Below are 25,912 nucleotides of genomic sequence, written 5' to 3'. Positions count from 1 at the left end.
TAACTTTTTTTTCTGCACCTGCGAGGTGCCAAACAGGCGGTTCGAGGTATGGGACGGCGTAAAGACGATCCACAATTGCAGCAAGCCAAAGGATTTCCGGGGCGGCGCAAGCGTAAAGTCGAGCAGGAATTGGAAGCTATCGCGGTAGCCGCTGAGAAGTCAGGCACGGATATCGATCCATTTCCAATCCCGGCTGAGTTTGCGAAAGCGCCGGCTTATTGGGCTTACGCAATTCGGCTCTGGAAAGAGCTTTCTGACATCATGGTCAAACAAGGCCGCAGGCGTCCAGCTTATCGCGGTGCTCTCGCTCGTTACTGTTGGTGGATGCAGCAATTCTTCGACTGCGCCGATCAGCTGCGTAAGGATTTGCCGCGAGGCGGCGTGACAGTGAAAGTCAAAAAGGGCGATGGCGAAATCGTTTATCGACAGCATCCAAATGTTGATTTCATGGGCAAAGCTGAGACAGCCCTTCGCCTTTTAGATGCCGAGTTCGGTTTCACACCTATGCGCGATCAGGATCTGATCCGTACTGAATCCTTCAATGCTGGTCAGGGCCGATTGGCGCTTGGCGGTGCTCACCCACAATCGGGCGCACAGCGTCCGGCCTCATCGGAAGAGCCTGATACTGATCCGATGGGGTTGATGAATGGGGCAGACAGCCCACCACCCGGAGCAAGACCAAACTGACGGCTGGGCAGCATTAAATCTGCCAGCATGGCTCGCGGATGTTGCGACGGATCCGGCATACGTTTGGGCGCTGTCAGCATGGAAGCGCGCATCAAGCGTTCCGGGCGCATGGTTTGACCATGGCAAAGCAGACAAGGTTGTTGCTGCGTGGCCGACGATCTTTCGGCTTACTAATGACCGTTTCAAAGGCGTCTCGTTTCGTCTGGTCAAATGGCAGGAGATCACGGTTCGATTGCTGGTCGGCTGGAAAAAGCCAATCGAGGTCATCGACCCAGCAACACATAAGCCCAGCATTGAGCATATCCGGATCTTCAAGCGGCTGGATCTGTGGATACCGCGTAAGAATGGCAAATCGGAGTTTCTGGCAGCTCTTGGCGTTTTGTTCTTCGTGTTGGAGAAGGTCAACGGCGCTGAAGCTTATGTTTTCGGGCGCAACGAAGATCAGGGACGCGTCCCTTTTGGCAAAATGCAGGATATCATCCGGGAGGCAAATGGGCTTCTGGAAGATGCGCACGGAAACGAGCGCATATCGCTGCACGATAAGTCGATCTTTCTGCGCGAAACAACATCGCTTTGCCAACTGCTCACTGGTTCTCCTGACGGTAAGCATGGACGTTCACCTACTGTTATCGTGGGCGACGAGATCCACGAATGGAAAACTCGCGAACTTGCTGACACTCTGCGACAAGGGACAGGCGCCAGACTGCAGCCGATTGAGCTTTATGCGTCTACTGCTGGTCGAAAGCAAAACCGTACTGGCTTTGAGTGGTTCGAAGAATCTCTCGCCATCATGCGCGGTGAGATGGATGATCAGACAACACTGGTTGTCTATTTTGGTATCGGCGAAGATGACGATTGGACCGATGAGGAAGTTTGGCGTAAGGCCAATCCCAGTCTTGGTCTGACACCGACGCTGGATTATCTACGGACTGAGTTCAAGAAGGCCAAGGGGCGTCCGGCGCTCGAAGCAGTATTTCAATGCTATCACCTCAATCGATGGGTTGATCAGCTATCTGGATGGATCCCGCGCGCAAAGTGGGCTGCGTGTACTACAGATGCGAAATCTTGGCCGCAGCTTTGGGAGCAGAATAAAGGTCGCAAGGCATATCTTGCCTGCGACGTATCATCGACCCGCGATATTACCGCGCTTGTGGTGGTATTCCCGCCAGATGATGACAATGAAAAGTGGGTGATTATCCCGCTGTTCTGGGTGCCGGAAGCGACACTTGATGAGCGCGCAGAGCAAGATCGGCGTGTTGATTGGCATAAATGGGTGCGTGATGGTGCCCTGCGCACGACGCCGGGTGATTTTGTTGATCAGTCGTTTGTCCAGCAAGCCATTCTCGACGCCTTTGCCCAGTTTGAGATTCTAGCTTTTGGTTATGATCCTTGGAATGCCAGTAAGCTTGCAGGCGATCTGCAGCATGTCGGCATGGACCCAGAGTTGCAGATCCAGATGAGGCAAGGCCATCAGACGCTGTCTGAGCCTACCAAGGAAATTGAGCGCCTTATTTTTGCGGGCAAGATCGAGCATGGCGGAAACCCGATGCTTGCGTGGATGTTTGGTCATTCGACTGTCCGCTTTGATGCAAATCTCAATTACGTGCCGGACAAGAAACACTCGCTCGATAAGATCGACGGGGTTGTCGCAACCGTCATGGCCGTTGGGCTTGGAATGGCCGAGGAGGCCGATGAGCCATCCATTTACGAAACTCGCGGTGTAGAAACGGTGTAACTTATGGGATTACGAGACTTTTTGTTTCGCCGTACCGTCGATGATTCAGCTATGGCCAACATTAGCGCCATGGCTGATCCGGCGCAGGCGCAAGCGGCTGTAACAACCGAAGATATCGCGAAGATGCTGCGGGAAACGCAGATGACGAACGCCGGTATAACGGTAACTGTCGCTGCAGCGATGAAAAACACATCCATCTTCCGATGTGTCAGCCTGATCACCAACTCCATGGGCATGTTGCCCATGCATTTGATTGACTCGGCAACTAAGGAAAAGGCGCGAGAGCATCCGCTCTTCAGGATATTGCACCGAGAGCCGAATAACTGGCAGACAGCATTCGAGTTTCGATCGTACATGCAGTACCAGGCACTAACCGAGGGTGATGCCTTTGCGCTCATCGTGCGTTCACGAGGGCAGATTATTCGCCTTGTTCCGCTGAAATCTTCGCGGGTTTCCGTAAAGCAGCTATCAGACTGGTCACTGGAATATTCGGTGACATTGCCGCAAGGCGGTGTGCGTAAGTTTCCAGCTTCTGACATCTTCCATCTGCGAGGCATGTCTGATGACGGGATACGGGGCATATCACTGGTTAAAGCAGCGGCTGAATCAATCGCTATCGCCATTCAGGCTGAGAAAGCTGCAGCTAGGCTATTTAAAAATGGCATGCTTGTCGGTGGTAAGATCAAGCATCCGAAGAAAATGAGCGATGCCGCCAAGGACTACATCCGCAATAGCATCGAAGAGGCCAACTCCGGTGCATCGAATGCTAATCGCTGGATGTTCCTAGAAGAAGACATGGACGCTGAGCCATTCTCTGTCACTGCAAAAGACAGCCAGCATATGGAAACGCGCAAGTTTCAGGCTGAAGAAAATAGCCGCGTGTTCGGCGTACCTCGCCCGCTTCTGATGTTAGACGAAACCAATTGGGGCACAGGTGTCGGCGTCCTTGGCCAGTTCTTCGTTCGCTACGGTTTGCAGCCATGGTTCACGGCTTGGGAACAGGGCGTCCAGCGGTCACTCCTCACTGATGAGGAAAAGGAGCGTTTCGAAGCGAAGTTCAATGCAGGTGCATTGATGCGTGGCTCGATGGAAGATCAGGGCGACTTCTTCGCTAAGGCGCTTGGTTCTGGCGGTCATCAACCTTGGATGACAGCCAATGAAGTGCGTGGCCTTCAGGATCTGCCCGATAATCCACATGGTGACAAGCTGGCAGGGCCAGCCAACGTTAAGCAGGAGCCTTCTGATGTCCCTTCGAAATCTGCCTGAGATCCGAGCATTTCAGCAAAGCGATATTCTTCATTTTGAGCCGCCTTCGGAAACTGCGGCTGAGTTTCGCCCAGACCTTCAGGCTGTTGCTAGCAAAGAGCAGGCCGTTATCTCAATTTACGGTCACATCGGCATGTCTATCTTCACTGATACAGACAACACCGAACGGCGCGTTGGCAATGAATTGCGTGCGATTGGACCTCGTGATGTGACGGTGAATGTCAATTCACCGGGTGGTAATTTCTTTAACGGGCTTGCAATCTATAATCTCCTGCGCGCTCACCCGGCGAAAGTGACCGTGAATGTTATCGGTATGGCGGGTTCGGCTGCATCCGTGATCGCTATGGCGGGTGACGAGATCAATATGGCCGATGGTGCGGTGATTATGGTGCATCGAGCATCTGCATTGATCTCCGGAAATCACCACGACGCGAGAGACGCTGCGGAAACCTTGGCGGATGCCGACGATGCCATGGCAGAACTCTATGCATCGAGAGCCGGTGTCGAAAAGCCGGTGGCGCTTTCATGGATGGATCGCAGTCGTGGCAAGGGAACGATGTTTTCCGTCGCGAGTGCCATCGAAAAAGGGCTTGCCGATAAAAAGATGGCTGCTGGCGCTGTCAAACAGGTCAAGGCAGATGTGTCGGAAAAGGCAGTGCCAACCGAACGCGCTATTGAGCGCGCATTGATGGCTTCGGGAAGCTCGGCAAGTGATGCCAAAGCCATGGTTTCACAACTCAAATCAGGCAAGCGCGATGCTGCCCTTAACGTCACGCGAGACGCTGACAGACTGCGGGAAGCCGTTTTGCGCGCCCGTTCAACCCTACAACTCTATTGAAAGGTCTATCATGACTAAGCGTATCGCAAATCTGGCAGCTTTGGCTGCATCAACCGGCGTTCTTGCAATTCGCGCTGACACCTCTGATCCTGTAGTGGTCGTTGAAGCAATGAACCGCGAATGGGGTGAGTTCAGAGCTGCTCACGAGGAAAAGCTTAATGGCATCTCGAAGAAATTCGATGATGTCGTTACAACCGAAAAGATGGAACGTGTTGAGGCGCGTATCTCGGATCTGGTGACAGCGCTCGACGATGCAAATTCACGAATGGCGGCTATGTCTGTTGGCGCTGGCGGCGGTGATGTAACCGAACTGTCTGCGGAAGATCGTGAATATCAGGCTAAATTCTGTGACTGGTTCCGTGATGGCGACGGCGAGAATGCCCTCAAGGCGATGGTTCGTGAAGGTAACATCTCTGCAGCCTATTCTGTTGGGTCTGATCCTGACGGCGGATTGACCGCGCCTGTCGAGTGGGACCGCACGATTACCGATCAGCGCGTCGAAGTCTCCCCGATGCGCCGTTTTGCTTCGGTGCAGAATGTGACGGGTGCGGGGTTCAAGCGTCTTTATAATGTTCATGGCACAGAAACTGGATGGGTGGGTGAAACAGATCCACGCCCAGAAACAGCTACGTCAAAGTTGCGCGAGTACGCATTCAGTTTCGGTGAGATTTATGCCAATCCTGCCGCGACACAGACCATTCTGGAAGATTCGGCGATCGATATTGCCGCATGGCTATCAGATGAAGTGAACATTGAGTTTGCCCGACAGGAAGGGATTTCTTTTGTCAGTGGCAATGGTGTCAAAAAGCCGAAAGGCTTCCTAATGTATGATGCTGCGGCTGAAGCGGCTCTTCCTGTAGAAAATCGCCATCCTCTTGGACCTGTGCAGGAAATCATCACTGGAGCGGCTGCTGACATTACCGCCGATGGTATCATCGATCTTGTTTACGGTTTGCCTGAAGATCGCAGTGTTGGTGCTGCACTCTTTGGCAACCGCAAGACCCACGCTAAGATCCGCAAGATGAAGGATGGGCAGGGCAATTATCTCTGGCAGCCGCCATTTCAGGCAGGACAGCCAGCGCAGGTGCTTGGCAATCCGTTCAACGAGCTTGCTGGTATGCCTGATGTTGCCGCCAATTCGATCCCGCTTGTTTACGGGAATATGGCGGAAGCTTACCGGATCTTTGATCGCGTCGGCATGTCGATCCTGCGCGATCCTTATACCAAGAAGCCATATGTTCTCTTCTACACCCGCAAGCGTGTTGGCGGTGGTATGTGGAACCCTGAATGGCTTCGCTATCATCGCGTAGCTGCAGCGTAATTCCCTAATCCCTGAAATCAGAATGATATTTTCGCGGCGTTGTTAATTCAGCGCTGCGAGCGTCATTAGCCATTGGAGAGACCGATGAAAGCAATCGTTGTGAAGCCTTTTCCGGGTGTGCCGGATGGTGAAATCCACGCAAAGGATTTCAATGTAAAAGACCTTGTAGAAGGCAAGCTGGCCAGTGTCGCCCTTGCACAAGGTTGGGCCGTTCCGGAAGGAACTGAGTTGCCCGACGATCTTGACGATCTGCGAGGCAAAGCAAACGAAACACTCGCTGATATAGAGCAAACTATTGAAGACGCTCGTATCAAGGCTTTAGCCGATATCGAATTGATCAATACATCGATCAACGAAGCGCAGACATCAGCCAATACGAAAATTGCCGACATCAATAAGACCGTTGATGATGCTCGTAAGCAGGCTGATTCCGATCTTGAGGCTATCCGAAAGGAAGTCGATACGGTGCGCACAGATGCCGATACTGAACGCACGGTGATTGCCAAAGAGATCTCCGACACACGCGAACAGGCCAATAAGGATCTGGCAGTCATTGCGGATGAGGTCGAAAAGGCCAAGAAATCTGGCAAGGATAAATAATCATGGCGACCGTCGTTATTGAACCGCCAATGCCCTTCGTTGCGCCTGCAGATATTGCCGGAAGCCATTCTGAAAATGATGACGCCGTCGCAGCGATGATCGAAGCAGTGACGGAAGATATCGACGGTCCCTCCGGTTGGCTAGGCCGATGTCTGGGCCCGCAAGTTCTTGAGCAGCAGCAATGTGATTTTTCTGATCTGCGCATTCGGTTTCCTCCGGTCATTGAGATTGTTTCAATCGAGTTCGTAGACCGAAAGGGTGTTGTTTGGTTTATCCCTCCTGAAAACTATCGGCTGGTTCGGTCCTCGGTGCAGCCTGAAATACGCGGTGCGCCAAGCTTTAATTGGCCAACCGATCTTTCACCGGATCCCGATGCAGTCCGGATTCGCTTCAAAGCTGGATATGACGGCAGTGATGGCATCGGTGAGATACCGAAACGGGCGCGACAGGCTGTCATACTTGCCACGCAACAGATGCTTTCGACATTTGGACCTTCGGCGAATGTCCGATCGGAAGATGTCGAGGGCGTCGGCACAACGCAGTATCTGGATGCCGATAAAGTTGCCGCGGTTGTGCAGGTGGCGACAGAGAGCCTCCTATCAACGTTGAGGATTCCGCGATGACGCCAGCACACGCTATCGCCAAATTACAGCGCCAGCTCGTAGCTCATGGCCAGAATGTGGATCTGCGGAAGATCGCGAGCGGACAAACGCAATCTGAAGCGCTGGCGCAACGTGCATTCGTTCGAGGCTATAAGCCTGAAGAGCTGGTTGGGCAGATCCAGCAAGGCGATCGCAATGTCGTGTTGCTGCCCGATGCTGCAGCTATCGCTCTGAAAAAAGGTGACAAGGTCGTTATTGCGGGTGCGGCTGCAAACGTCGAAGTCGCTGAAATTGTCCGCATGGACGATGTGCCAGTGCGTGTGAATGTGAGGGTTCGGGGATAATGGCGACAGCAACCAAGTTCGAATTCTTTGACCGGGCGATTGCCGTTGCAACTGAAGGCTTGTCGCAGGAGGCAATATCGGCGGCACTGGCCAAGATGGCAAAAGAAGAGCTTGGAAAAGCCATTCAGTCAGGTGAAGGCAGTCGCTTCTATGAGCGCTATGTCAATCGGATCAAAGATGCGCCTGAAGAAAGTGTTTCGGCTCCCGGCCCGATCGTTTACGAGTTCGTTTGGTGGCAAGCAATTGTCAATGAGGCGCTAACAGGATTGCGGGAATACAGTCCGCGAAAATCAGGTCGCTATCAGGATTCCTTTATCGTGCTTGCTGATCAGCGTCTTGTTACGAACTTTGATGAGATATCGGCAGATGCTGAGATCATCATCACCAATGTGCAGCCTTACACGCGCAAGATCCAAGTCGGCGCCATGAAAATGTCGGTGCCGCCACGCCTATTTGAGCGTGCACGCCAGCGCATGTTTCGCCGGTTTGGCCAATCGTTCATCAGTGTGCAGGTTAAGTTTCTCAATCTGCCATCCGGTTTGCACCGTTTGGTGCCTTATGTCCTGAGTGGGCATCAGCGCACGATAGCAGCAAAAGCCGTTGCCAGATCCAGCGCGCATCGCGCCGGGCGCATGACGCTTGCCCGCCGTAAAGATACGGAAGCCGGGAAAGCGCTCACCTATCCCTCACTGGTTATCAATCTGGTCCGCTAATCATGGCAACACCACAGACTTTTGAGCCGATCGAGGATTTCCTCCGGTCGCAATGGACTGTCACACCTCTGGTTTTCGAGAATGAAGATTTTGAGCTGGCGAATCATCCGGAAGCCGTTGTGCTTGTCGAGGTCTTTGGCGACCTAATGGATCAAGCCTCGATTGGTGCTGAAACACAGTCGGCCAATCGCTGGCGTGAAACTGGCCAGCTTAGCCTCCACGTGTTGATACCGCGTGGCGTTGGCACGCGACCTGCACGACAGATCTCGCGCCAGCTTTATGATCTGTTTCGTGGGCAGGAAATCGGAGCAATTCGCTTTGGCACCGCGTCTATCGGGGCAGGTGAACCGGGCGAAATGGACGGCAATTATTACCGTATGACCGTGACCATTGATGTGGAACGGGATGAAGGCTGAGGCCTCATAATATTTCCAGCGTCGATCGACGTTGGTCACCTCTCAACAATCTAACAATATGGAGATGAGGCCATGGACAGCAACCGGCTGCGCATGACTTGGACTGACGAAACCACGCCCGGTGTAGTTCCGGCAAACCCGCGCATGCGTGTTGTTCGTCTCACTGGTGAATCCCTGCAATATAAGCCGGTATTCATCAACTCGGAAGAAATTCGCTCCGATCGTATGAACTCTGACCCGATCATGGTCAATGTGCAGTCTCAGGGTGCGGTCAATGGCGAATTGTCATACCCGCCTGAAGGTAGCCCATTCTCCAGCTGGCTGCGCTCCATGATGTCTGCGCCTTGGTCGCTCCGACCTTTCCGCGACAATGACGGTGTAGCTTCAAGTGTCATTACTGGTGTAGCGGCTGCAACTGGCGTTGTGACAGTGACCGCAGGTGCTGTGTTTGCCGCTGGCCACCTTGTGCGACTGACCGGCTTTGCCGATGTTGATAATAGTGGCTTGTTCCGTATTACGACCGGATCTGGCACGGTTCCTGCGGTAGGCGCTGATAAGCTCGAAGATGAGGCCGCACCGCCTGCGACTGCTCGTATTGCAGTGGTTGGCTTCGAAGGTGTGGCGGCTGATCTGAAAACAGTTGCTGATGGCCTTACCTCTGCGGCGCTTAACTTTACGACACTCGGCCTGAAGGTCGGACAGTGGATCAAGATTGGCGGTACTGGCGCGACTTATCGGTTTGATGCTGAAGGCCTCAACACGTTTGTTCGCGTCACGGCTATTGCAGCGAATAAGCTCACGCTAGATAATCTCCCGGTATCGTGGGCGGTTAATGCTGGCGCGGGTAAAACTATCAGAGTGTTCTTTGGCGATACGATTCGCAACGGTGTGGATCTCTTCACGGGCACACTTGAGCGTGGCTTTATGAGCCAAGCCCAGCCCACCTACATAGCGCAAAATTCGATGGCTGTAGCGCAGGCAGAATTTACTTTTGAGGCTGAACAGATTGCCAAGTGGGCTATCACGTTCAATGGCACGACAGGATCGCAATCTGTTGTTTCGCTCGACGATACGCCAGATCCCGAAACATCGAATCCGATCATGGCAGCTGCGGTCAATGTTGGGCGTATTGCTGAAAATGGCGTTGCTGTCGGTAGTCCGAATTTTGTGCGCAGCTTCAAGGTGACGATCAATAACAATCTCCGCATGATCAATGCAATCCGCAGCGATGATAAGCTCGGCCCAGTGGCGATCGGGCAGGGCAGCTTTGACGTGCAGGTCGAGCTGGAAACCTATTTCGGTTCGAACGCTTTGCTTGCGAACCTGTTTGCAGGCACCCCGACGAATATCAGCACCCGTATCGAAAAGAATTCGCAGGCGCTGATCTTTGCGATCCCGCGTTACGTCTACACCGATGGTGCGGTTTCTGCTGGTGGTAAAAATCAGGATCTGATGCTGCCACTCACGGGGCAGGCAAGCAAGGACGAGTTAACCTCTGCCCAGCTGATCATTGATCGTCTCGAATATTACGAAAAGTAAAACGGCGCTTAATCACAGCCTGTATTATCAAAGTAAATTCTTCTGCGGTCAGTGATATAGCGAAAGCTTTTGAAGCCGATATATCCGCCATATTGGTTCTTTGTATTTACCTGACCGCAAATCGAATCGTCATGTGTGGTGCTTTTTTTTAACCGGCGTATCTGTGTTGATAGAGGATCTGAAAAGTTCTCTGAAACATCGGCAGCGATTTGATTGGCTAAGGCTGCATCCAGATCGCTGACTTTATCGACGATGGTTTGAGAATATGCCGAACTGCTCATCAGTGCCGCAGATATCAATAGCAACTTGAACATGTTCACCTCTCAACAGATCGTGGACTTATTACTGGAATGGCAGATATGGGAAAACTTATTAAACTCGATAGCCTGAAAGCCGACACCCTTCAAGAGCGTGAGGGTGAATGGGTTTACGTTAAGACTTGGCCACGTCTTGGTGAATTGCCTGGTTTGGCATTTAAGGTGCGGTCAACAAACAGTCCTGATTATGTGACGGCAAAAACCTCTCAACAAATGAAGCTAACACAGAAGTACGGTATGGAGACGCCTCCCTATAATGAGGTTTCAATTGCGGAAGGTGAGTTGGCTGCCGAATACCTTCTGTTGGATTGGAAGGGTTTGAGTGAAAAATATAATTCGGCTGAAGCCCGATCACTTCTGTCTTCGCCTGAAGGGCGTAATATTCTTAGCATGGTATTTTGGTGTGCTGATCAGGTTGGTAGGCGGCAAGTTGAATTCTTGGAAGCCGCAGTAAAAAACTGAAGAGCGCCTTCCGCTATCAGCTCACGCGGAAGGGGCAAGATGATTGGTTGACCAAACTACGAGCAATTGAGCCGGACGCATTTGATGCGGTTCCGGCTCCGGAAGTACCACCTGAAGCTAATGGCCCGGAATGGTACGCCTACTACATCCGGGCATGGCAATTTCTGCGTTACGATCGGCAGTATGGCGCGCTTGGCGGTGAAAGCCCGATCAGTTTTCAAGCGATGGATGTTTATGCGCGGCGCTATTTCATCGATGGCTTGGCATTTGATTTATTCAGGGCACTTGTATCCGCTATCGATGCCGAATGGCTTGACTATGTGGCCGAAAATCAAAAATCGTCGACCTGAAGATAGAGTTGGCCCTGCAATATAGGCCGCCGCAGGGTTTGCTTGTGGGCAGTTTCTAAATCGAAGGCTAAATCTCATGACAATTCAACTGAGTTCACTTCGTGTTGCTGCCGACTTTGATCCTACTGCTTACAAGCGCGGTATGGATCAAAAGGTGGCTGCTGACAAAGCTGGTGCTGAATCCAGCAAATCAGTTGGAGCGGCTTTGGCGCAGGCCGACGCCGCTATGGAAAGAACGTCCAGTGGATCTGTGCGCCTAAGCCGTGCACTGATTGACGGCTATGCTAATGCCGCCAAGTTCGAAAGCACCATGCGCTCATTAGGACGTAGTGTTGATCGTGGCATGGGTTTGGAGCGGGCGGGCATTCTTCTCGACGGCGCGTACAAAAAATACGGGCTTGTAGCTGATGCAATGAACCTTGTTAAGCAGGGTCATGTGCAGCTTGCTCCGTTGGTTACTTCGCTTAACCAACGTTTGGAAATTCAGGCTGCAGTAGCTCAACGCGCCAGTGAGGCGGCGAAAAAGTTGGCCGCAGCGCAGGCTTCGCAAATGTCGATTAATAGCCGACTGGGTGTCGTTGAGGTCGGTTCCTCAATAGGGCGCGGTGATGATGTTGCTGCTTATGGGCGCGAGTTGGATGGTTTGCGCGCAAAGTTCAGTCCTCTTTTTGCAGCCAGTCAACAGTATAATCAGGTTGTTGAAGAGATCCAGCGAGCGCATGCGGTTGGTGCGATCTCTACGGACGAAATGGCCGCTGCTCTCCAGCGTGAAACGTTGGCCGCTCAAAATAGTATTGCTGCTATACGCCAACGCAACGCATCTATGGCGCAAGCATCACAAATGACTTTCAATCAGCAGCTTGGTGTCTTGGATCGGGGTAACAACGGTGCGCGTGAAAGTGATGTGATTGCTTATGGTCGTCAACTCGACGGCTTACGAGCGAAGTACAACCCACTTTATGCTGCGATCCAGCAATATAAGATGGCGCAATCCGATATTCGTCAGGCTCATGCTGTAGGAGCTATATCGGTTGATGAAATGACGGCAGCTCTTAACCGTGAACGTAAAGCTGCTTTGGATAATGTCGCAGCATTAAAACAGCGCGGTAGCGCAGTATCCAGTGGCCCTAAAAATTATCAGACATCAAATATCGCAGCACAGTTTCAAGATATTGCTGTGACAAATGCTATGGGCATGTCGCCGATCCAAATTGCTTTACAGCAGGGGACGCAATTATCCGCTGTATTCAATGAAATGGGCAAGGGCAGGGATGTTATCCGGGGTATCGGTTCTGCATTCCTATCAATCATAAGTCCTGTATCTTTGGCCACTATTGGCGTCATCGCAGGTGGCTCTGCACTCGCTCAGTACCTGATGTCGCTTAAATCTGACTTGCCGTCCGTTGAAGAGGCAATGAAGAGACATTCGGAAATTGTCCAGCAAATTAGCCAACGTTGGCCTGGTGCTGCGGATGGTATGCAAAGATACTTGCAGGAAAGCACAACCGTTATGGCGGTGAGTGCACGCGAAAATGTTAAGGTTTTTGAGAAAGCTGGCAAAGATGCTTACGCGGCTTTTGATAGTGAGGTTCGCCTCAGTTCCAGTATTACTGGCGGTGCAGCAACGACACTTGTCGATCAAAAGTTTAAGCCATTCGAGGTGGCAATCAACAATCTCCGGGATAGCGTAAAGTCCGGTAGGCCTGATTTTGATGCATTTTACAAGCAGATAAACGAAATTGTTGCGACGGATCCGAAGAATTTACAGGCTTTGGGCGACAAGACGATCCACTTAGCCGATGCAATGGCGGATGCTGATCGAAATACGAATGCTGCTAAAGCATCCATAGGGCTGATTGGCGGGGTAGCGGCTGCTCAAACCAAGCAAATTACGGAACTGACGAGTGCTTTAGTTGAGCTGTCAAGGATTGGCGTTCCTCAGTTGGATCAACGTGGCATTGCTACACAACAGTATCAGATAGCTGTAAACAGGGCTGGGGATCGTAATGCTAAAGATGATGCTTATTTGGCCTATCAAGCTGCGCTTACGCGCATCGAAGACCAAGAAAGGCTTTCACGGCTTCCTGTCCCCGGTGATAAACCCAACTATGAAAGTATAGCGCCATCACGCACAAAGAAGAGTGATGCCCAGAGATCCGCAGAACGTGATGCGAATGCCTATCGGGATCTTGTGAAGTCGGCGCAGGATCGCATTGACCAGATGGGGCTGGAAGAGCAGCTCGTAGGTAAAACCGGCGTTGCAGCTGATGCGTATCGTATGCAGCTTGAATTGATCCAAAAGGCTCAAGACAAGGGCAGAACGCTTTCTGAGGATCATAAAAATCAGCTTATCGGCCTTGCGGATTCCTACGGTAAAGCAGCTGAAAAAGTTGCGGCTCTGACATTAGCTGAAGAGTTGCGGTTCGAACGTGAGCAGTTATTCCGCAATCCCACTGAGCAACGCGTTTCATCCACACTTCGCAGCTCTGGCATTGATCCTCTATCCAGTCAGGGGCAATTGCTTGCTGGCCAGATCCGGATGAATGAGCAGCTCGCAGAAAACCGCGATATGGCTTTAAGCTTTGGCCAGTCTCTGGTGAGCGCGTTTGATGATGGCAAGATATCGCTGGAAGAGATGGGTAAGGCGGGAATGGGTATTCTCGACCGTCTGATCGATAAGATGCTCACAGATCTCATCGATGCCATCATGCAGGTTGGGCAGGCTGGGTCTGGGATGGGCGGCGGTGGCGGTATCTTAGGTGGGTTGCTCGGCGGTCTCTTCGGGGGTGGCGGTGGCGGCGGTCTGGGTTACTTCCCGCCAGTTCCATCGATGGGCGTTGGCCTCTATGCCAAGGGCGGCGTTTTTCCCGGTGGCTTGAAGTCATTCAGCGGCAATTTTACCAATCAGGTTGTCTCTAAACCTACCACGTTCGCCTTTGCGAAGGGTGTAGGTCTTATGGGGGAGGCTGGTGCTGAAGCCATCATGCCGTTGACACGTGGCAGCGATGGTAGCCTTGGGGTTCGAAACTTCGGTAGATCCTCCGGGTCCGGTTCATCCGGTGATACTGGCGATAGTCGCACAGTCATCATGGTGCAAATGGCCCCTGACTTGATTGCAAGCATCCTCGAAAAGAGCGGTCGACAGGCAATTAGCATTGTCCAGTCGAATGAAGAGGCTCGGCAAAACAGACAGCAAAACGGTGAATAATGGTTGATATTGTTGAGCTTCCTGCTGTGCCGTTTGCACAATGTGAGTTCGATCCTATCCGCCCTTCCAGCACTGAACGCATGGAAGGGCGGCGGGTCGAGAGTCAGTCAACGGGTACGCCCTATTGGACGGCTAGCTATAAGACTGACTACCTCACGCGTGAGCAAGCCGGTCTACTTGCTGCCTTCCAGATGCTGTCTGGAGATAATGGCGGTGTGTTTCGTGCGTATGATGTCGATCGACAGCGCCCGTTAAAATACCTCGGCGGCTTTCCATCTGGTTTCACCGGCAATGCCACGGTGCGCGGCTTCAATAATTCTCGCTCCGTAGAAGCCGGTGGCCTGCCATCAGGTTTCCAGCTTGTCGCAGGCGACTATCTGGAGATCCGTAAAACTGCGCTAGTCCGCTCTCTTCATAGAGTAACCGCTGCAGCAACAGCCAGCGCTGCCGGAATAGCTACGATCAAGTTCGATTATCCGATTGATTTGCAGCATTTCACGGTGCCCTGCACGGTTCATTTTGAGCGAGCGAGTTGCCTTATGCAGATCGATCCCGGCAGTTTTTCTGCACCGAAATCCATGGCTGATCGTACTGTCAGCTTCACCGCTACGGAAATGTTCTTCTATGAGTAATGCTCTTGATCCGCAGGTAAAGGCGCTCGTTGATGCTGGCAACCTTGTTCGGCTGGATATGATCCGGTTCGACTTTCCGGGGCGGTCAGTTGGTTATCATCGTGGCGGCAGACCTTTCATCCATAATGGCCTGCGCTACCTGCCAAACCGTTTTCTCGAAACTGGTGATATGACGGGAGCTGTTGGTGTGGGTGTAACGACCCGGACGATTAAGTTCTCAAACATCCCGACAACGGATCCCGACGATGCTATCGCCAAAATCGAGCAATTTAATTACCTCAATGCGCCGGTAATCATCAGTCATCTCGCAGGTGTGCGTGAAACGAATGAGGTCGTCGGTGTGCTTTTGACATCGATGTACGAGATCGACAGGGTTAGATTTGTCAAAGGCGGTGAGCAAAAGGACGGCACGCGAAGCCTGACAATCCGTATCGATTTGCAGCCGCCCGGAAGATCCGCACGCGGGGCAACACTGGTTAAGCGATCATTGGTTGAACAACAATTCGATAATGATGAGACGGATACTAGTCTTGAATACGCATCGATCGTTGCAACTGATGTTGAAGAATGGGGGCAGCGATGACCCGTTTTGAAATTATGACGCCTGTTTTGCAGGGGGAGTTGGAAAAGCCATATGTGTATGGCGAATCCGATTGTTTCTTTCTGGGTTGCCAGATGGCGGATGCATTCGATGCTTCGCGGGAAATGACCTTTTCGTACTGGCGTTCCTATAAGACCTTGGCAGGTGCGCAGCGCGCATTGCGCAAACGCGGCCACAAGAGCCTGAAATCATTCTTTGGACAGCATCTTGAACAGGTTTCGCCTGCGCAGGCGCAGGTCGGCGATATTGTTGTTATCCTAATCGACAATGGCGAGCACGTTGGCATTTGCCTTGGCGCGTCTGGTCGCTTTGTCACAAAGACCGCTGATGGCCCCAGCTATCACCGCGTAGGTGAGTGCTTAGCCGCTTTCCGGACCTGATTTAATCTACAGGTAAAAACCTCATGATTTTCACTGCTATTGGCACGCTAGTAGCGGGCGCGCTTTTTGGCGGCTCGTTGTTGGCGGCATCGCTTATTGCTGGCGGTTTGGCTCTTGCGGCCAAGCTCGGCATCAGCGCCTATATGAACCGCCGCAAGTCGCGCAAATATTCCGCCGTGCAGGGTGAAATCCAGTATGGGGCTGACGTTGCTGTCCAGGCACTTTACGGCACGGGTAAGACCAAGGGCCATCGCATTTTCTATGCGAAGTGGGGTTCGGGCAACAAGTACAATGCTGATGTTTACGTCCTCAGTGACGGATGGTGTGACGGCCTAGAACCTTACGTCTTTTTCTACGGTCAGAAACAGACACTCGTCGAGCGTGCGAAAATCGGCAATGAAGTTGCGCATTATGGCGTTTCTGGCTTCGGCAACCTGATCTCGATACGTTTCTATGATGGGCGTCCGGGGCAGGGTGTCGATCAGCGCCTCGTTGCTTCAGCAACCAATTCCGGTCGCCGCTGGAAGAATACCAGCCGCGTCACCAATAAGGCTTACGTTGTCTTTGAGCGTGAGTATGACAGCGAGAAATTCGAAAAAGGCCGCATGGAAGTTGAGTGGGTGCTTCGTGGCCTCCGCTGCTATGACGTTCGTAAGGATAGTACGGTTGCCGGTGGATCCGGTTCGCATCGTCTCGGAAATACTGCGACTTACGAATTCAGCGAAAACCCAGCTATCCAGCGCTTTAACTACCAGCTGGGTCTGCGCGGGCTGATTTCTGATCGCACGCTGATTGGTGAAGGCAAGTCGATCGGGCAACTGGATCTTGCGAGCTACATCGCATCGATGAACGTCTGCGATGAGTTCCGCAATTCCCGGCGCCGTTACACATGTAATATCTGGGTGACAGGCGACGATGATCATACCGAGATCCTCAAAGAGTTTGAGGATGCTATGGCAGGCTTTGGGCTTAATCGGCGCGGGTTGTCTGGTGTGATTGCGGGTGCGCCGCAGGTGCCGGTTCTCAACATCGGCCCGAATGATATACCCGCAGGCCGTGAATCAGAGATATCAAACCGCAAGTCAGCTTTTGATCTCTATAATATGATGTCAGGCCAGTTTACCTCGATCGAGAGTAACTGGGCATCGGAAAGCCTGAAGCCAATTCGCGTGAACGCGGATATCGCGGCTGATGGTCGTCGCCGTCAAACTTCATATGATTTCCTACAGGTAACAGATCCGGACACTGCTCAATATCTACTCAACATTCGTTATCGTCAGCAGCGCAAGGGTGGCAAGTCGACAGTTCCTGTTAGCTGGCGTATTGGTACGCTTGTGCAGGAAGGTGACTGGGTCACTTATGACGGTCGCACTTGGTCTGTTGATGAATGGAAGGTGAGTGAAGATTTCCGTTTTACGCTTGTGCTGACGGAAACGGGATCCGACATTTATTCTGAAGGAAGCATTGAGCCGGGTCCGATCATTATTCCTCCGTCGCCACCGATCAATCCTTCAATTCTTTCGACTATACAGAACTTCAAGGTTGAAGTTGGTATTCTCAAGGGTGCTGATGGTTTTCAGCACCCTACGCTACGCTTCGCATGGGATCCTCCCGGTGATCCGACAATAACGGCAGTACGTGTATTCTATCGCATTCTCGATACCACAGAAGAATTTGAAGATCAGTGCACCACTCCTGAAGCCGGTCAATTCCAGACAACGAAGAATGTGCAATCTGGCGCGTTCTATATGGCGCGGGCAACGATCACGACCGTGCCTGATCGCTTCAAGATGTTCACGCCTTGGATTAGCACGCTGTCACAAACCAGCCTGCAAAGCATCATGGTCGAGTTGCAACAGGTCGCAGATGATACGCGAGGTGTGCTGCAAGACACGATGAAGCTACAAAACCTTTATCGTGACCTTCTCGAACGCGTCTCGATTGATGCTGCCATGGGAACCGGCATGAATGTTGTCGATCGTCAGGTCTACACCAAGCAAATTCAGGGTGCTTTTGCGCAGATCATCGAAGAAAAGCGGGTGCGTGCTGATGCCGATGGCGCTTTGGCTGAAATCACAACTGCCCTAAGTGCCGAAATGGAAGATACAAACCGGAATGTTACCGGCCTTGCGACTGCTGTCTTCAACATTTCGACAGAAGTCACCAAGCATGATGAAGAGCTTGAAGTCATTGCGCAGGCTTTGCTTGGAGTGGAAGCAACACTTGGTGATGTTTCCGCAGGTGGTTTGATCTCGTTCAAAGCACAGATCCCGCCACCTGCCGGTGTACTTGCCCAGATCAACATTCTGGTTCGTGCGACTGTTGGTGTGGATTTCATCCAGTCGGGCATGATCATCCAAGTGTATCAGCAGAACGGTGTTCTAAAGAGCCGTATCATCAATCAGGCTGATCAATTCATCATCTGGGATGGAAATGCCTCAACGATGCCATTCGTCTACGAGAACGGTATCCTCAAACTCGCCAATATCCGACTTGGAACGCTGCGCTTTGAAAGGCTTCTGTCAGACAACGGCAAGCTCGAAATTCGTGGCGATGGAAACAACGCCTTTCTAAGGATTACAGTCTGATGGTCACATGGCAGGCAGGCTGGAAGCCGGGCGTTGGTCCGGTCATGAAGGTCATGAAGTATGACAGTGATGATCCTTTCGCTATTCCAAACAGTGCTTTCAGTCGCTTCTACTTCAATTCGGAAGCTGACAATCTCTCTTATGTCTACAGTCATTTCCAGACAGAAAGGCGGTTGAATAAGGCGGATTATCCGAACGGCAATTACGGTCTTGTCAGTGGATCTCTGGCCGATAGCTGGGTCATGCAGTCATCAACGGGCAGCTTTGATGCGAATGAGTATCGCATTTATGGATGCATCGGACGAATGTCCGATCTGGCAGGAATGTTACCTTTCGCTGAGTGCAAATTTGTAAGCAGCGATGGAACAGTTCGTGTTCTGTACAACAACAAACCAAGCAGCTCCGGCGCCTATTTCCAGTCGGTAACAAACACTGCAGTGACAGCAAATGTTTATCCGGACAGTCATCAAGGCAAATTTGGCTATCAGGACATACCGGCTACATTTGGCTATTCTGGTTGGGCGATAAGGCCAACAACACAAGCCAATGCTGCTGTTGCGCATATCACTGGCGATCAGGATTTTATGACGTCTATGATCTGGGATCTGCCATGCAACAATGTGCCGATCCCTCGGCCAAGTGGAACACCTGTAACAGGACAAGTTGCATTTATGGTGGATCAGCCGCGTGTCAAACTGGCCCGACCCGGCTTCGAGATCAATTCGGCTTCCGGGCGGCAGTTGATCCTTGATAGTGATCGAACACCAATCAAATGTGTCATGATGGGGACGACACCGCAAATTCAGCCGGGAAACAGCTATTATGCGGCAAAGCCTGTCCTGATTGACTTTGATCTATCGCCATCGATGGTGTGCGATACTATCGTCAGTCTCAACGGTTGGGATTTTGCAATTCCTCCAGTTAATCTGAATTCCGGTTTCACGGAAGAAAGAACGTGGGTTCATTACCGGGTCGATGCAGGCGGTATCTGGTTCACTGTAACCGGCACGCTTGCAGCGACAATCCGCTTCATGCTGCATGCAACGGGTAGGGCCGGAAGGACATCGGGCGGCAGCGATATTACTCGCGGTGTGAATGGCAAGTATTTCCAGATCAAACGTCCCGGCTCAAGCGATGTCGCTCCCGGTTACAATGACATTCTCGTTGATACTCGGTTTTCGGCTGTCACAGTGTTGGCGGATAACTATGTGCCGCGATCTAGCTTTACCTCCGGGGAATCCGTTCATTGGCGCTATGGCAGTGTTGGCCGTCGAATAAACTTTGACGCGCAAGGCTTGTTCGTCTTTCCGAAGGTCATTTACGATTTCGGAAACTTTTATCGCAACGGCACCCACGACATGTACATCAAGCCGGAAGGCGGTGGCATTGTCGAGGTCATGAGGTATGCCACGTCAACTGTCGTCAGGGATGATCATATCGTCATGCACATGAATCCGGGGGGATCAACAGGTGGTGTTGCCAATCATTTCCCGGATCCTGTTGGCGCTCGCTACTTTATCTTAGGTGCCGCTACGCTCTGAAATTCAGAGCTGCTTCAATTCCCCTTTCCATTGAAAACCTTTAGCCCATGGGAGATTTGACCGTGGCTGGCTATGATTTTGAATTTTATGAAACCGGAACGATGTCGGTCACCGCCGGACAAAAAGCGTTCACCGGCACCGGCACCGCATGGAAAATCCGTGGGTGCGAGGGTGCACTGGTTATCGTCTCAGGTGCGGGGGCGGTGAATTTCGTTTCAACCCTATCAACCGATGCAGCGGGCGAATTTCGGACGGCTTGGACTGGGCCGACGCTGGCGAATGCGCAATATACAATGTGGTTGCCGTCTGCCGTTGCGGCTACTGCATTGTCCAATCATCAACGGTTAGCTGAAATCATAGCTTCCATCCAAAATGCTCAGCCTGAGAACGCAAATTTAACTGCACTTGCCGGATTGGGTGGGGATGCTGAAACCCTTGTTCGTTTTCTTGCGAATGGATCGTTTGACCTCGTGAAAACGTCCGATATTGGCATTCAAGATCCGAAAGGAACACTGGCTAAATTTGCAGCGCTCACATTGGCGGCGCGGCAATTATTCCAAACCGATGAAAACGGCGCGCTAAAAGCTGTAGCGTTGGCTTCCAATAAAGCTCTTGCCACCGATGAAAACAAAGACGTTCAACAGATCGATCTTGGAACGTTGGGTCGTGCTTTGCTGGCTCTCGCTGTTGGCACCAACGCGCAATACATGCAGGGTGATGGGACCTTGCAGGCCAAGACAGGTTTGCCTGTCAGTACCGCAACACAGACCGCGCTCAACGCGAAGGCCAATCTGACGGGCGCGAATTTCACTGGCGATGTAAATACTACAGGGAGTATGAACCCGAAAAATGGGCTTAGCACTGGTGGGATTGGGCAAGGGAAAATCTATTTTTATAACAATGGTAATGCATACGTTGGTGAAATCGGTGTCTCTGTAAATACTGGTTTTGGAAACAGCATAGGCTTTTACAATAACGTTGCTGGAAACTGGGCTTTTAACAACAGTATGAGCGTATCTGGGTCTATTACGGGCGGCAGCAAGTCGTTCGAAATTGATCATCCCACTGACATTTACAACAAAGACCTTGTTTTTATGTCCACGGAAGCGCCGATGGCCGGTGTCGAGTTCTGGGGAACGGTTAGGCTGATTGATGGCGTTGCCGAAGTCGACCTTGATGCTGCCAGTAATCTTTCTCCGGGAACATTCGCAGCGCTAACCCAGCGCGCCATTCCATTGCGACCCAACAATTTAGATGGAAACGCAGATGTTCGCGCCGGTCACATTATCGACGGCAAATTCACGATCTATGCGAACGATCCGACGTGTAGCGATGAAGTTTCGTGGCATGTCAAAGCCGAACGAGGCGACAGTTTCATTAAGAGCCATCCACGCTGTGACCCGCAAACAGGTCTGTTGATACCAGAACATGAAAAGGAAGACGTCTGATGTCAGCTACAAAGCAAGTTATTGATTACGACAGGATCGGCAAGAAGGGCTTTCCGCGACACTACGCAGCCCTTGGGCTTGAACCGCCGATGAAGACGGTTCCGGTCGAAGCTGGTGAGCCGGTCATCGAACACCCGGGTCTTAATCCTGTGGATGTTTACCGCCTAGAAACTCAGGCGCTGATCGACGCTAAAGCCAGTGAACGCCAATATGACAGCGGCGCAACGCTGGCGAGTTATGTCAATTCGACAATCGAGCAATGGGCAACCGAGGCTCAGGTATTTGTCGCTTGGCGTGATGCCGTTTGGCTCTATGCACTGGCGGAGTTGGATAAGGTGCAGAAGGGTCAACGCGATCAGCCCAGTGTTGCCGACTTCTTGGCAGAACTTCCCGCATTTGAATGGCCTGACGCTTTAATCTCCCAGTCTGAATAATAGCGCCGCCAGTTAGGCGGTTTCTTTAGCGGATTAAATCATGAAACTTGTCTCCGATTGGAGGCGGGTGCTTCGCTATGCGTGGAGCATCCGCCTGCTGCTGGCTGCTGCTTTGTTGTCCGGCCTTGAAGTTGCATTGCCCTATCTGGGTGACATTTTCCCCATCCCCATCGGCGCATTTGCGGCTGTCACTTTCTTTGTGACCGTGCTGGCCCTTGTCCTGCGCATCATTTCACAGAAGGCATTTCGCGATGAGTAAACGTGCAAAGGCAGCTTTGGCGTCAGGTCTCGGTTTGGTCGTTATGACCGCGACATACTTGACTGCCCCATGGGAGGGCATGGAAAACCATGCCTACTACGACAAGCTCGGCAAGGTCTGGACGGTATGCCTGGGGGAAACCAAGGGCGTCAAAAAAGGCGACAGCTACACGGATAAGCAATGCCAGCAAATGCTGATTAAGCGACTTGAAGCTGATTTCCGCCATCCGCTAAGAAAATGCATCCGGACTTTTGATCAGGCACCGATCAGCGTGCAGGCTTCAATGTTGGATCTCTCTTACAACATCGGCGCAGGCGCTGCCTGCAAATCGACTGCTGCGCGCCGCATGACTGAAAAGCAATGGCATTCGGCCTGCAACGCTATGACGCTGTTTAACCGTGCAGGTGGTAAAGTTGTCGAAGGTTTGCGCAAGCGCCGCGAAATGGGTGACGCGCAGCGCATCGGTGAGCTTGAGCTTTGTCTGGTTGGTCTGAAATGAGCCAGATCCTCGACGCTATCAAGATGACCGTAGGAATCGCTGTCGGCATTGTCCTTTCATCGATCTATTACAACGGCGTGCCTTTGCTCAAAGACATTCCGATTGTTGGCATTGCCTTTGAGGGGCAGGCGAAAAAGGGGCTTGTGCCTGAGTTTCAGGTGAAAGCTCTGCAAGCACAATTGGATGCCGAAGCCGTCCAGCGCCGGGCAAATGAACTCGTTATCGAAGCTTATCAAGCCCAGCTACGCAATGCTCGCGCTGCTGAAGCCGCTCGAATTGAACAGACTGAACAGGAGATAGCGGATTATGAAAAGCGGCTTGCTGATGCGGGGCGGGTTTGCCTGCTTGATCGCGATGATATTGAGTTCCTGCGCAAGTGACAGACTTCTGCAGGAAGCGGCAAAACAAGCGGGGCAGGCGCAGGCGCAAAGGCAACTGCCTGTCTATCCCGATGACTGCCGAATGAAAGAGCCGCATGCGCCACTCGCGGACGGTGCTGAGATCCGATCTGTGCTGAAGCGTGAGCGGCAGGCGCTGGATCGGCAGAATGCACGTACCGATCGATGTGCAGATTTTTATGATGGGATTGTCTGGGGAGTGAGGTGATGCCAATGGATACGGAAGCGCCCGTTGCAGACAGAATGATCGAACTTCCAGAGGAAACCCGTGAGTTCCTCTCCCAGCTCGGCAAGGATGATATCGTTCTGATGAAAGATGGCCTTGATATTATCCGCTCTCTGCGCACGATTGGTCGGTTCATGCGTTGGGTTATTCTCGGCATACTTGCAGTCATGCTGGGTGTCGTGGCGATCTATGAGAATGCCCTGAAGCTAATCAGTTACTTTCAAAAATAACAAAGCCCCGCTTCGGCGGGGCTTTTTTATTTTATCATTCGTCTTTCTCGGTTCCGGTGTATCCGCGATACATACCAGCTGAAACGACCTTGATTGCATTGGCTGTTTCTGCGGCTGACCAGCCAGCCGCGACCGCATCATCGATGAGGTCTCGAATACCCGGAACACCTGTGTCAGCGATCGCAGCGGCTGCATCAGCTTCTGAGCTGCCTGACAGTGTTGCTTGCTCAATCAAATCAGAAATACCCATTGAAACCGCTTCCTGACAATCAAGGTTGCGATCTGGATATTTGCCTGCTTGTTTTGGTCCTAACATGACATTCTCCCTTTGTTTGGGAGGTAGGGCATTTATTACCGGCGTCCAGCCAGAGCGTCTTCGCCTTGTTGCTTATGCTCTCGGCAAAACCAGAGTTGGCCGTACTTGGTTTTATAACCGTACGTTCCCCATGCTTTGCAGTTTGCATCGTCGCACCAATGCTCAAATTTCCCGTGTGGCTTTGAAGTGCTTCCTTTATCCGTGCCGTAGCTACTCATGCCAATCCCCCAACAAAACCGCTCATTTCTTTCAGTCGCACCATGGACAGGCGCATATTACCTTTGCAGCCGCGACCTTTGCAGCGTGCCATGTTTTCGATTTGATCAAGGTAAAGCTGGGATCGATCTATTTTCTCACACAACATCACGCGATCCGTGTAGGCGAGGCGTTTGCATTTCCGACAGATCAATTCCAGTTTCTGGTCATCTGCGAGATCTCCGACCTTGATCGTGGTTTTCCAGTTTCCCATCACCAGAAATCCTCTGCGGATGGAATACGGGTATAGCTGATTTTGCCGCCTACGTTCCCGCCTGCAGGTGGTTTCCATTCACCCATGCTGACGACGGTGCCTGAATATTTCGAGTTGAGCTTATCGACCGCGCCGTTCGCTCGTTCCCACTTCTGGCGCACCTTGTCGTCATTGTTGAGCAGATCGATCTGACGTTCGTCAGCGGGTGATAGGTCATAGAGCGTGACACCGACGCGGAAGATGGTTGTGCCGCGTGGAAACTCACGGCGAACACGGTTCCAAAGCGCATTCAAGCCTGCAAGGATCGCTTGGTCATCATTCACAACTGACAAGCCTTGTTTGCCAAGCCATGAGCCATCTTGAATTGAAAGCCAAAGCCACAAGCCTCCGGCATAGAAGTTTTCACGACGAAGGCGACGTGCGGCTTTGGTGAGCAACAAGCGTGAGATCTCGTATGCGCCATCGATCTTGCGCGATTCTGGCGGCAGCACCCGACCGTGACCAAACATGCCTCGCTGTTGCTCTGGCGCTTGAATGTCATAACCGTGCAGCGCGTACCAAAGACGTTCACCATTGACGTTGTTCCAGATCTTACGCATGTGCTTCGGCTGCAAGGCATAAAGCTGTTCGGTAGTGTAGACGCGGTTTTTAAACAGCCGCTGTGCCATGCTCTTGCCAATGCCCGGAATATCCTCCAGCTCAATCCTGAGCAATGGTTCGGGCATCGAGGACGGGTGCCAGATGGCAAGGCCGTTGCCATAGCTCCCATTGCGCTTGCTGGCATCTTTCCCAGCCTTGCAGGCGATCTTGGCCAACTGCCGGTTGGCGGCAAATCCAATTGAGCTGGTGATGTAGGAGCCGATATTTTCAGCGATGACCGCTTTGATCCTTGCAGACAGCAGTTCAGGATCACGCTTGCCGCTATCATCGAGAACGCATGTCAGCTCATCAATGCTTTTCGCCGTATCGATGGCGATGACAGTCTCAATCTCGCAGAGCAGGGCATTGTGAGCGCGGCGGTATAGGTCGGGGTTCTGAGGCACGAGAATGAGATCCGGACAAACCCGCAGCGCGTCCTTAATTGGCATCACGTTCTTTACGCCCATCGCCTTTGCCTCTTTTGAGCAGGCAATGACGGCAGTTCTATTGGTGCCCTCAAAAGGAACAACACCGACGGGCCGACCACGCAAACGCTTGTCGCACTGTTGCTCGACAGACGCGAAAAAGCCGTCAAAGTCGAGGTATAGTCGTTCAATCGTTTCGGGCAGGCGCATAGAAACCTCAGAAAAAAGGTCGAGCGAAACCTGCCGCAAGTGCATAGGCACTCAGGAACATATTCCGCTCAATGTGGATATGTTCCTAAAATGTTCTCATTTGGATTGAGAGTCAATCCGCATATTTGACTGTGTGAAAAAGCGTATTGGAGGGGCGGAAAAGATAAAAGACCACACTGGTGAATTAATGATTTGATTTAAAAATATTTCCCTTACATA

At 52.0% G+C, this 25,912-nt stretch carries 29 protein-coding genes; 25 read left to right on the top strand and 4 right to left on the bottom strand.

Translation table 11 applies throughout. The annotated features are described in order from the left end of the window. Window positions 1-48: 48 nt before the first annotated feature. From CEV32_RS06660 to CEV32_RS06610, 11 genes are all read left to right on the top strand, one after another. On the top strand, window positions 49-687 hold the full coding sequence (locus CEV32_RS06660) for a P27 family phage terminase small subunit (RefSeq protein WP_094575389.1): 639 nt from the start codon (window positions 49-51) through the stop codon (window positions 685-687). Further along, a complete protein-coding gene (locus CEV32_RS06655; RefSeq protein ID WP_167382755.1) occupies window positions 647-2,422 on the top strand; it encodes a terminase large subunit in 1,776 nt (591 codons plus the stop codon). The genes CEV32_RS06660 and CEV32_RS06655 overlap by 41 nt, the downstream gene beginning before the upstream one ends. Before the next feature lie 51 nt (window positions 2,423-2,473). Then, the gene (locus CEV32_RS06650; RefSeq protein ID WP_167382754.1) at window positions 2,474-3,688 is read left to right on the top strand and encodes a phage portal protein; all 1,215 of its coding nucleotides are present in this window, start codon (window positions 2,474-2,476) and stop codon (window positions 3,686-3,688) included. Next, window positions 3,666-4,526, top strand: coding sequence for a head maturation protease, ClpP-related (locus CEV32_RS06645; RefSeq protein WP_167382753.1), 861 nt, complete (start codon window positions 3,666-3,668; stop codon window positions 4,524-4,526). The genes CEV32_RS06650 and CEV32_RS06645 overlap by 23 nt, the downstream gene beginning before the upstream one ends. 10 nt (window positions 4,527-4,536) lie before the next feature. Continuing rightward, window positions 4,537-5,847, top strand: coding sequence for a phage major capsid protein (locus CEV32_RS06640; protein WP_094575379.1), 1,311 nt, complete (start codon window positions 4,537-4,539; stop codon window positions 5,845-5,847). 84 nt (window positions 5,848-5,931) lie between these two features. Beyond that, window positions 5,932-6,447 (top strand): hypothetical protein, encoded by a 516-nt coding sequence (locus tag CEV32_RS06635; protein ID WP_094575377.1) that lies wholly within the window; start codon window positions 5,932-5,934, stop codon window positions 6,445-6,447. Window positions 6,448-6,449: 2 nt separating this feature from the next. Then, complete coding sequence (locus CEV32_RS06630) at window positions 6,450-7,070, top strand: hypothetical protein (RefSeq protein WP_094575375.1); 621 nt, start codon at window positions 6,450-6,452, stop codon at window positions 7,068-7,070. Next, window positions 7,067-7,393 carry a hypothetical protein gene (locus CEV32_RS06625; protein ID WP_094575373.1) on the top strand — a complete coding sequence of 109 codons (327 nt, stop codon included), beginning with the start codon at window positions 7,067-7,069 and terminating at the stop codon, window positions 7,391-7,393. The genes CEV32_RS06630 and CEV32_RS06625 overlap by 4 nt, the downstream gene beginning before the upstream one ends. Beyond that, on the top strand, window positions 7,393-8,106 hold the full coding sequence (locus CEV32_RS06620) for a hypothetical protein (RefSeq protein WP_094575371.1): 714 nt from the start codon (window positions 7,393-7,395) through the stop codon (window positions 8,104-8,106). Before CEV32_RS06625 ends, CEV32_RS06620 begins: the two co-directional genes overlap by 1 nt. 2 nt (window positions 8,107-8,108) lie before the next feature. After that, on the top strand, window positions 8,109-8,522 hold the full coding sequence (locus CEV32_RS06615; protein WP_094575369.1) for a hypothetical protein: 414 nt from the start codon (window positions 8,109-8,111) through the stop codon (window positions 8,520-8,522). Window positions 8,523-8,594: 72 nt separating this feature from the next. Then, window positions 8,595-10,061, top strand: coding sequence for a phage tail tube protein (locus CEV32_RS06610; RefSeq protein WP_094575367.1), 1,467 nt, complete (start codon window positions 8,595-8,597; stop codon window positions 10,059-10,061). An 8-nt stretch (window positions 10,062-10,069) separates the two neighbouring features. Here CEV32_RS06610 and CEV32_RS06605 read toward each other — a convergent pair whose 3' ends face one another. After that, entirely contained in the window at window positions 10,070-10,375 is a 306-nt protein-coding gene (locus tag CEV32_RS06605) for a hypothetical protein (RefSeq protein ID WP_094575365.1), read from the bottom strand. 45 nt (window positions 10,376-10,420) lie between these two features. On the opposite strand from CEV32_RS06605, the gene CEV32_RS06600 reads away from it, so the two are divergent. The 14 genes from CEV32_RS06600 to CEV32_RS06530 all read left to right on the top strand — a co-directional run bounded on the left by CEV32_RS06600 (window position 10,421) and on the right by CEV32_RS06530 (window position 23,634). After that, window positions 10,421-10,840: a hypothetical protein gene (locus tag CEV32_RS06600; RefSeq protein ID WP_094575363.1), complete on the top strand. Its 420-nt coding sequence runs from the start codon at window positions 10,421-10,423 to the stop codon at window positions 10,838-10,840. A gap of 47 nt (window positions 10,841-10,887) precedes the next feature. After that, window positions 10,888-11,190, top strand: coding sequence for a hypothetical protein (locus tag CEV32_RS06595; protein ID WP_094575361.1), 303 nt, complete (start codon window positions 10,888-10,890; stop codon window positions 11,188-11,190). A 76-nt stretch (window positions 11,191-11,266) separates the two neighbouring features. Beyond that, on the top strand, window positions 11,267-14,398 hold the full coding sequence (locus tag CEV32_RS06590; RefSeq protein WP_094575359.1) for a phage tail length tape measure family protein: 3,132 nt from the start codon (window positions 11,267-11,269) through the stop codon (window positions 14,396-14,398). After that, window positions 14,398-15,030 (top strand): hypothetical protein, encoded by a 633-nt coding sequence (locus CEV32_RS06585; RefSeq protein ID WP_094575357.1) that lies wholly within the window; start codon window positions 14,398-14,400, stop codon window positions 15,028-15,030. Before CEV32_RS06590 ends, CEV32_RS06585 begins: the two co-directional genes overlap by 1 nt. Next, the gene (locus tag CEV32_RS06580; protein WP_094575356.1) at window positions 15,023-15,613 is read left to right on the top strand and encodes a DUF2163 domain-containing protein; all 591 of its coding nucleotides are present in this window, start codon (window positions 15,023-15,025) and stop codon (window positions 15,611-15,613) included. Before CEV32_RS06585 ends, CEV32_RS06580 begins: the two co-directional genes overlap by 8 nt. After that, the gene (locus CEV32_RS06575; protein ID WP_094575354.1) at window positions 15,610-16,011 is read left to right on the top strand and encodes a DUF6950 family protein; all 402 of its coding nucleotides are present in this window, start codon (window positions 15,610-15,612) and stop codon (window positions 16,009-16,011) included. Before CEV32_RS06580 ends, CEV32_RS06575 begins: the two co-directional genes overlap by 4 nt. Window positions 16,012-16,034: 23 nt before the next feature. Beyond that, a complete protein-coding gene (locus CEV32_RS06570) occupies window positions 16,035-18,599 on the top strand; it encodes a phage tail tip fiber protein (protein WP_094575352.1) in 2,565 nt (854 codons plus the stop codon). Beyond that, on the top strand, window positions 18,599-20,140 hold the full coding sequence (locus CEV32_RS06565) for a hypothetical protein (RefSeq protein ID WP_094575350.1): 1,542 nt from the start codon (window positions 18,599-18,601) through the stop codon (window positions 20,138-20,140). The genes CEV32_RS06570 and CEV32_RS06565 overlap by 1 nt, the downstream gene beginning before the upstream one ends. Before the next feature lie 62 nt (window positions 20,141-20,202). Further along, window positions 20,203-21,588 carry a hypothetical protein gene (locus tag CEV32_RS06560; RefSeq protein ID WP_143128795.1) on the top strand — a complete coding sequence of 462 codons (1,386 nt, stop codon included), beginning with the start codon at window positions 20,203-20,205 and terminating at the stop codon, window positions 21,586-21,588. Then, window positions 21,588-22,022, top strand: coding sequence for a hypothetical protein (locus CEV32_RS06555; protein WP_094575346.1), 435 nt, complete (start codon window positions 21,588-21,590; stop codon window positions 22,020-22,022). Before CEV32_RS06560 ends, CEV32_RS06555 begins: the two co-directional genes overlap by 1 nt. Before the next feature lie 40 nt (window positions 22,023-22,062). Then, the gene (locus tag CEV32_RS06550; protein ID WP_094575344.1) at window positions 22,063-22,281 is read left to right on the top strand and encodes a DUF7940 domain-containing protein; all 219 of its coding nucleotides are present in this window, start codon (window positions 22,063-22,065) and stop codon (window positions 22,279-22,281) included. Continuing rightward, window positions 22,274-22,780 carry a lysozyme gene (locus tag CEV32_RS06545; protein WP_094575342.1) on the top strand — a complete coding sequence of 169 codons (507 nt, stop codon included), beginning with the start codon at window positions 22,274-22,276 and terminating at the stop codon, window positions 22,778-22,780. The genes CEV32_RS06550 and CEV32_RS06545 overlap by 8 nt, the downstream gene beginning before the upstream one ends. After that, the gene (locus CEV32_RS06540; protein WP_094575340.1) at window positions 22,777-23,160 is read left to right on the top strand and encodes a hypothetical protein; all 384 of its coding nucleotides are present in this window, start codon (window positions 22,777-22,779) and stop codon (window positions 23,158-23,160) included. The genes CEV32_RS06545 and CEV32_RS06540 overlap by 4 nt, the downstream gene beginning before the upstream one ends. Window positions 23,161-23,385: 225 nt before the next feature. Beyond that, on the top strand, window positions 23,386-23,634 hold the full coding sequence (locus tag CEV32_RS06530) for a hypothetical protein (RefSeq protein ID WP_235818745.1): 249 nt from the start codon (window positions 23,386-23,388) through the stop codon (window positions 23,632-23,634). A gap of 34 nt (window positions 23,635-23,668) precedes the next feature. Here the strand turns inward: CEV32_RS06530 and CEV32_RS06525 are convergent, their stop codons facing one another. The 3 genes from CEV32_RS06525 to CEV32_RS06510 form a co-directional block, all read right to left on the bottom strand. Next, window positions 23,669-23,950 carry a hypothetical protein gene (locus tag CEV32_RS06525; RefSeq protein ID WP_094575338.1) on the bottom strand — a complete coding sequence of 94 codons (282 nt, stop codon included), beginning with the start codon at window positions 23,948-23,950 and terminating at the stop codon, window positions 23,669-23,671. 214 nt (window positions 23,951-24,164) lie between these two features. Further along, a complete protein-coding gene (locus CEV32_RS06515; protein WP_094575334.1) occupies window positions 24,165-24,419 on the bottom strand; it encodes a hypothetical protein in 255 nt (84 codons plus the stop codon). Then, window positions 24,419-25,693 (bottom strand): Y-family DNA polymerase, encoded by a 1,275-nt coding sequence (locus CEV32_RS06510; protein ID WP_094575447.1) that lies wholly within the window; start codon window positions 25,691-25,693, stop codon window positions 24,419-24,421. Before CEV32_RS06510 ends, CEV32_RS06515 begins: the two co-directional genes overlap by 1 nt. Between the last annotated feature and the right edge of the window lie 219 nt (window positions 25,694-25,912).

The sequence above is a fragment of the Brucella rhizosphaerae genome, from assembly GCF_002252475.1.
Lineage (GTDB): Bacteria > Pseudomonadota > Alphaproteobacteria > Rhizobiales > Rhizobiaceae > Brucella > Brucella rhizosphaerae.
The sequence above is the reverse complement of the archived record's forward strand: the minus strand, read 5'-3'. Positions and strand labels throughout refer to the sequence as shown.

Excerpts from the sequence above, each read along its gene's own strand:
- CEV32_RS06630 (WP_094575375.1), top strand. The coding sequence starts at position 6,450 with ATGGCGACCGTCGTTATTGAACCGCCAATGCCCTTCGTTGCGCCTGCA.
- CEV32_RS06570 (WP_094575352.1), top strand. The coding sequence starts at position 16,035 with ATGATTTTCACTGCTATTGGCACGCTAGTAGCGGGCGCGCTTTTTGGC.
- CEV32_RS06590 (WP_094575359.1), top strand. The coding sequence starts at position 11,267 with ATGACAATTCAACTGAGTTCACTTCGTGTTGCTGCCGACTTTGATCCT.
- CEV32_RS06645 (WP_167382753.1), top strand. The coding sequence starts at position 3,666 with ATGTCCCTTCGAAATCTGCCTGAGATCCGAGCATTTCAGCAAAGCGAT.
- CEV32_RS06615 (WP_094575369.1), top strand. The coding sequence starts at position 8,109 with ATGGCAACACCACAGACTTTTGAGCCGATCGAGGATTTCCTCCGGTCG.
- CEV32_RS06580 (WP_094575356.1), top strand. The coding sequence starts at position 15,023 with ATGAGTAATGCTCTTGATCCGCAGGTAAAGGCGCTCGTTGATGCTGGC.
- CEV32_RS06640 (WP_094575379.1), top strand. The coding sequence starts at position 4,537 with ATGACTAAGCGTATCGCAAATCTGGCAGCTTTGGCTGCATCAACCGGC.
- CEV32_RS06540 (WP_094575340.1), top strand. The coding sequence starts at position 22,777 with ATGAGCCAGATCCTCGACGCTATCAAGATGACCGTAGGAATCGCTGTC.
- CEV32_RS06550 (WP_094575344.1), top strand. The coding sequence starts at position 22,063 with ATGAAACTTGTCTCCGATTGGAGGCGGGTGCTTCGCTATGCGTGGAGC.
- CEV32_RS06650 (WP_167382754.1), top strand. The coding sequence starts at position 2,474 with ATGGCCAACATTAGCGCCATGGCTGATCCGGCGCAGGCGCAAGCGGCT.
- CEV32_RS06565 (WP_094575350.1), top strand. The coding sequence starts at position 18,599 with ATGGTCACATGGCAGGCAGGCTGGAAGCCGGGCGTTGGTCCGGTCATG.
- CEV32_RS06600 (WP_094575363.1), top strand. The coding sequence starts at position 10,421 with ATGGGAAAACTTATTAAACTCGATAGCCTGAAAGCCGACACCCTTCAA.
- CEV32_RS06555 (WP_094575346.1), top strand. The coding sequence starts at position 21,588 with ATGTCAGCTACAAAGCAAGTTATTGATTACGACAGGATCGGCAAGAAG.
- CEV32_RS06585 (WP_094575357.1), top strand. The coding sequence starts at position 14,398 with ATGGTTGATATTGTTGAGCTTCCTGCTGTGCCGTTTGCACAATGTGAG.
- CEV32_RS06530 (WP_235818745.1), top strand. The coding sequence starts at position 23,386 with ATGCCAATGGATACGGAAGCGCCCGTTGCAGACAGAATGATCGAACTT.
- CEV32_RS06610 (WP_094575367.1), top strand. The coding sequence starts at position 8,595 with ATGGACAGCAACCGGCTGCGCATGACTTGGACTGACGAAACCACGCCC.
- CEV32_RS06660 (WP_094575389.1), top strand. The coding sequence starts at position 49 with ATGGGACGGCGTAAAGACGATCCACAATTGCAGCAAGCCAAAGGATTT.
- CEV32_RS06515 (WP_094575334.1), bottom strand. The coding sequence starts at position 24,419 with ATGGGAAACTGGAAAACCACGATCAAGGTCGGAGATCTCGCAGATGAC.
- CEV32_RS06545 (WP_094575342.1), top strand. The coding sequence starts at position 22,274 with ATGAGTAAACGTGCAAAGGCAGCTTTGGCGTCAGGTCTCGGTTTGGTC.
- CEV32_RS06575 (WP_094575354.1), top strand. The coding sequence starts at position 15,610 with ATGACCCGTTTTGAAATTATGACGCCTGTTTTGCAGGGGGAGTTGGAA.
- CEV32_RS06525 (WP_094575338.1), bottom strand. The coding sequence starts at position 23,950 with ATGTTAGGACCAAAACAAGCAGGCAAATATCCAGATCGCAACCTTGAT.
- CEV32_RS06655 (WP_167382755.1), top strand. The coding sequence starts at position 647 with ATGGGGCAGACAGCCCACCACCCGGAGCAAGACCAAACTGACGGCTGG.
- CEV32_RS06605 (WP_094575365.1), bottom strand. The coding sequence starts at position 10,375 with ATGTTCAAGTTGCTATTGATATCTGCGGCACTGATGAGCAGTTCGGCA.
- CEV32_RS06625 (WP_094575373.1), top strand. The coding sequence starts at position 7,067 with ATGACGCCAGCACACGCTATCGCCAAATTACAGCGCCAGCTCGTAGCT.
- CEV32_RS06510 (WP_094575447.1), bottom strand. The coding sequence starts at position 25,693 with ATGCGCCTGCCCGAAACGATTGAACGACTATACCTCGACTTTGACGGC.
- CEV32_RS06635 (WP_094575377.1), top strand. The coding sequence starts at position 5,932 with ATGAAAGCAATCGTTGTGAAGCCTTTTCCGGGTGTGCCGGATGGTGAA.
- CEV32_RS06620 (WP_094575371.1), top strand. The coding sequence starts at position 7,393 with ATGGCGACAGCAACCAAGTTCGAATTCTTTGACCGGGCGATTGCCGTT.